The following is a 3,745-nucleotide window of genomic DNA, read 5'->3' on the forward strand; positions in this document are numbered from 1 at the left end:
CGCAGGCCATTGCTCAACCCGCGCTCATGCGCAACAAAGCTGCCAGCCTCTAATCCGCGCTGGTGGAAATCAGGGGGTCAGGTCAGTGACACTGCGAACTTTTATCCAGACTTTATAGTTTGGAACAAGGGCATCGTGTACTGCCTGGACACAAAGGGAAGCCACCTTTTGACGGATGCTGTAGCGCGCAAACTTTTTGACATACAAGAAGACAACAAGACGCGCCTGCTTACGCGCTTCATCAGTGAAGGAAAACAAACTGCCCTTAAAGCCAAACCTCTTCCGGGTGGTTACACCGTATGGAAAATGAAAAGCGGAAGCCCAACTCCCATCCATGTTGATTCTCTAGAGTTGGCAGTAAAAGAGTGCTTACGATAAATTCATTTCTGGAAGCCGACAAAATATGCCAGACACTACTGAAAATGGTGGTATAATTTACGTACTTACCAATGATGCGATGCCGCACATGGTGAAGATCGGACGAACGTCCGGCGAGAGCGTAGAACGTCGAGTAGCTGAACTGAGCAGAGCAACAGGCGTACCATTGCCATTCAAAGTTGCTGTCGCCCGCGCTGTTCATGATGCGCGGATTGTTGAACGCGCATTACACATTGCTTTTGGTCCAGATCGGGTTAACCCCTCTCGCGAGTTTTTCAGCATCACACCGGAGCGCCCAGTTGCGCTTATCAATGCTTTTCCGGGGCAAGATTTAACCCCTCAGACAGAACGCGCGGTTGAATATGCAGTGGAAGCGTCAGAGCCGGGCACTTTAGCTGCTGTTCGGGCATTTGAACGCAAACGTCGCCCTCCATTGAACTTCGAGGAAATGGGCATTCCAATCGGATCAACGCTGGTTCACATAGCCACCGGCGAAGAAGCAGAAGTGATAGAGCCTAAAAAAGTTCGTTTGCGTGGAGAAATAATATCTCTGACTCGCGCTCAACAAATTATATCGGGAGCAGACTACGCTGTAGCACCAGGTCGACATTGGTCATTCAATAATACTCTGGTCAGCGATCTTTATAATAGTGCGTACCCTTACGACAGCATAGATACTTAAAAAGTATTTCTTTACTGTCATTCATCACATGAGCTTATGTTCCAGGTTAGGTATGCGGAATAACTAGCGCCTAAAGCCTCTACCTGCCTCCCATATCCAGAATCCGCTTCACTTGCGATGGTCCCCACTGGCCCCCGCGCGGTGTCGTTATCCCCGCTGAGTTCAGCTTATCCGCTATGGGTCGGAGGGTTATTATCCCTGCCGCTTGCAGAGCCTCAATGTGACGATATACCTTTGACGCGCGTTCCATTGATGCCTTCGCCCTGACCATCGCGCTGACGGCTGGCCCTTTTCGCAAATCATCCAAATTGCCCCTTGAACCTCCCAATTTGGTTCCTCTTGCCTTTGCTGCTGCGAGGGCTTCCTTGGTCCGCTTCGAGATTGCTTTACGTTCTGCCTGTGCGACAGCGGCCATGATGTGAATGGTAAGTTCGTTAGCCTCCGGCATATCGGCAGCAACAAACCTTGCCCCGCTATCTTGAAGGGCCGCGAGGAAAGCGACGTTCCGGCTTAGCCGGTCCAGCTTGGCAACCACTAGGGTTGCGCCGGTCAACTCGCACATAGCCAAGGCAGCTTCCAGTTGCGGCCTGCCGTCCAGCTTCCCAGATTCGACCTCAACAAATTCGCCGGACAACTCCCACGCACCGCCGTTGAGATAATCCGAGACCGCTTTGCGCTGCGCCTCTAGTCCCAGTCCGCTGCGCCCTTGCCGCGCGGTACTGACTCTCAAATATGATACAAACTTACCCTGAGCCATTGCTGTTCCATGAGTCGCATCGTCCGTTGCTACTAATGTAACATAATTTCCGATCAGGGAAAGGCTTGGCCTGCCATACCCCCCATGACAATAAACCAGCGTGATGCAAGACCTTGCAATTATATTGTGGGCACAGCCTATCGAGCCGCTATTAAGCACAATCAAACAGTCCAACTTACACAACGAAAATTCTCCATGCCCATCAATGTCTCTTGCAGCAATTTTCCTCCAAAGTTTTCTCACGTAAACGGGGTTCAATCATTTCATTGTGGGCGGCTTGGCATAATCTTGGCGGCCATGACGTGTGGTTATAACGGATTTTTCATTCCGACTGAATTAAAAGGCTGGCGAAGATTTTCTAATGTCTTTGGAAACGTAGCGCCATTTATAACAAAAAATGTTACAAGTGGGTTTTGCTTGGACAGTTATTATTTCAGTGTAGATAGCTCAGAAAATAAGACCGGTGCATATTACATTGGCCAGGGTTTGACCAAAATCTTTGCTCAAAAGGTGCTCTCCGCTCCCATTGTTATACATGCATCCGCTTGTGATTGGACCCGTCCACAAAATTACAGTTCCTCAAAAAGACCTTTGTTGGAAAAAGGACGTAAGGAAGCCGATTTGTTTGGGTTCGGTGCACTTAACGAAGTTCATGTTTTAGAGTCGAAGGGCAGGACAGTGCGGAATGGCTCCGGCTCTTTATCCACCAGTCAATTCAATGCTGCGATGGAACAAGCGCTGGCGCAAGTATCCTCAGTAGCCACCGTCAACGGGCAAACTCCTGAAACACGAAATGCGTGCGTCTGGACCCTCTGCACCTCCGGCGTGCAAGGGCACGTTGAAGACCCTGATGGTTTCGGATTCGACGTCAGCGTTTCACAAAGCGAAGTGATCGAGGATGCCTACGCATTTGTATTGGACGAGGAAGATGACGGCTTCCGAAATGACGTTTTAAGTGGATACCGAACAAAGGAGATTGTTCCCGGTATACATGTAGGATTATTATCGGATTTGAAGAAATATCTAAAATCAGGAGGAAGAAGCGTCGAGACTATTCTGCAAATAACGAGGGAAAGCAGAGAAAATTCTTTCGATAGCGATGTTTACAGTGCAGAAGACGGAACTATAATTTACATGGAAAATGATATATACGAACATTCGGGATATTCACATAAGTGACATAAAATCTATCCAACTTCTTCTAATACTGTCAACGGCACTCTCAGAATTCTCGCGATGTCCACAAACTCAACAGCATCTAGGCGGCGTTCGCCAGTCTCGTAGCGCGATACAAACTGCTGGTGACGGCCCAGTGCCCTCGCCAATGCTTCCTGGCTAAGACCCCTCTCCTTGCGCGCCGCGACGAGCTTGTCGATCAACTCCCTGTAGCGGGGATCGTGGGCTTTATTGCCCTTTGCCGACTGCCTTGCTTCCATGAACAAGCCATTCGGATGCCTTGCCTTTTACACAAAAACCGTGTGAAGAGATTACACGAATTCTGTGTAGAGGGGGCCAATGATCCTAACAGCTATCGCGCTTCTGCTGGCGGCGCAGGAACCAAGCGTACAACCCATGCTGGTCCCAACCGACGGGAAGAAGCATAAGCTACAGCATAATGGCGAGACGTTCGAAGTCCGCAACTATGGTGACAAGATCACTGTGTACCATATTCCGACGATATTCGGTCGCAAGCGCGGTGCAATCATCCGGGACTGGAACAGGGAAGTCGCCCGGCTAACCAGCGGTTGCGACATTGACGATGAATATGTGGACCCGTTCAGCCTACAGCTTCAAGCCAACCTAATCTGCCATCCCGTAGCCGGTGAGGTCCAACGATGACCGAACTATAGCGCGACGATCTGGGTGAGAGGTCAGCGACTATCAGGATGAGAACAGATTGTCGCGGCGGGTTCATGGTGCCGGGTTAG

Annotated in this window: 6 protein-coding genes; 4 read left to right on the forward strand and 2 right to left on the reverse strand. The window is 50.0% G+C overall.

Features of this window, described 5'->3' with window-relative positions:
- Positions 1-378, forward strand: a 378-nt coding sequence (locus K7W03_RS26840) for a hypothetical protein (RefSeq protein WP_222887975.1), incomplete at its 5' end; no start/stop codon positions are given.
- Between the two features lie 25 nt (positions 379-403).
- Positions 404-1,060: a GIY-YIG nuclease family protein gene (locus K7W03_RS26845; RefSeq protein WP_222887977.1), complete on the forward strand. Its 657-nt coding sequence runs from the start codon at positions 404-406 to the stop codon at positions 1,058-1,060.
- Positions 1,061-1,139: 79 nt separating this feature from the next.
- On the opposite strand, the gene K7W03_RS26850 is transcribed toward K7W03_RS26845, so the two are convergent.
- Positions 1,140-1,817, reverse strand: a complete 678-nt coding sequence (locus K7W03_RS26850; protein WP_222887979.1) for a recombinase family protein — start codon at positions 1,815-1,817, stop codon at positions 1,140-1,142.
- A gap of 195 nt (positions 1,818-2,012) precedes the next feature.
- Between K7W03_RS26850 and K7W03_RS26855 the strand changes: the two genes are divergently transcribed.
- Positions 2,013-2,996, forward strand: coding sequence for a hypothetical protein (locus K7W03_RS26855; protein WP_222887981.1), 984 nt, complete (start codon positions 2,013-2,015; stop codon positions 2,994-2,996).
- Positions 2,997-3,004: 8 nt separating this feature from the next.
- On the opposite strand, the gene K7W03_RS26860 is transcribed toward K7W03_RS26855, so the two are convergent.
- The gene (locus tag K7W03_RS26860) at positions 3,005-3,253 is read right to left on the reverse strand and encodes a helix-turn-helix domain-containing protein (protein WP_226870548.1); all 249 of its coding nucleotides are present in this window, start codon (positions 3,251-3,253) and stop codon (positions 3,005-3,007) included.
- 79 nt (positions 3,254-3,332) lie between these two features.
- Between K7W03_RS26860 and K7W03_RS26865 the strand changes: the two genes are divergently transcribed.
- Positions 3,333-3,656 (forward strand): hypothetical protein, encoded by a 324-nt coding sequence (locus K7W03_RS26865; RefSeq protein WP_222887985.1) that lies wholly within the window; start codon positions 3,333-3,335, stop codon positions 3,654-3,656.
- The last annotated feature ends 89 nt before the right edge of the window (positions 3,657-3,745 follow it).

It is taken from the genome of Sphingobium sp. PNB, assembly GCF_019873065.1.
Lineage (GTDB): Bacteria > Pseudomonadota > Alphaproteobacteria > Sphingomonadales > Sphingomonadaceae > Sphingobium > Sphingobium fuliginis.

What these genes read in the sequence shown, in the direction of transcription:
- K7W03_RS26845 (WP_222887977.1), top strand. Translation starts at nt 404, where the DNA reads ATGCCAGACACTACTGAAAATGGTGGTATAATTTACGTACTTACCAAT.
- K7W03_RS26850 (WP_222887979.1), bottom strand. Translation starts at nt 1,817, where the DNA reads ATGGCTCAGGGTAAGTTTGTATCATATTTGAGAGTCAGTACCGCGCGG.
- K7W03_RS26855 (WP_222887981.1), top strand. Translation starts at nt 2,013, where the DNA reads ATGCCCATCAATGTCTCTTGCAGCAATTTTCCTCCAAAGTTTTCTCAC.
- K7W03_RS26860 (WP_226870548.1), bottom strand. Translation starts at nt 3,253, where the DNA reads ATGGAAGCAAGGCAGTCGGCAAAGGGCAATAAAGCCCACGATCCCCGC.
- K7W03_RS26865 (WP_222887985.1), top strand. Translation starts at nt 3,333, where the DNA reads ATGATCCTAACAGCTATCGCGCTTCTGCTGGCGGCGCAGGAACCAAGC.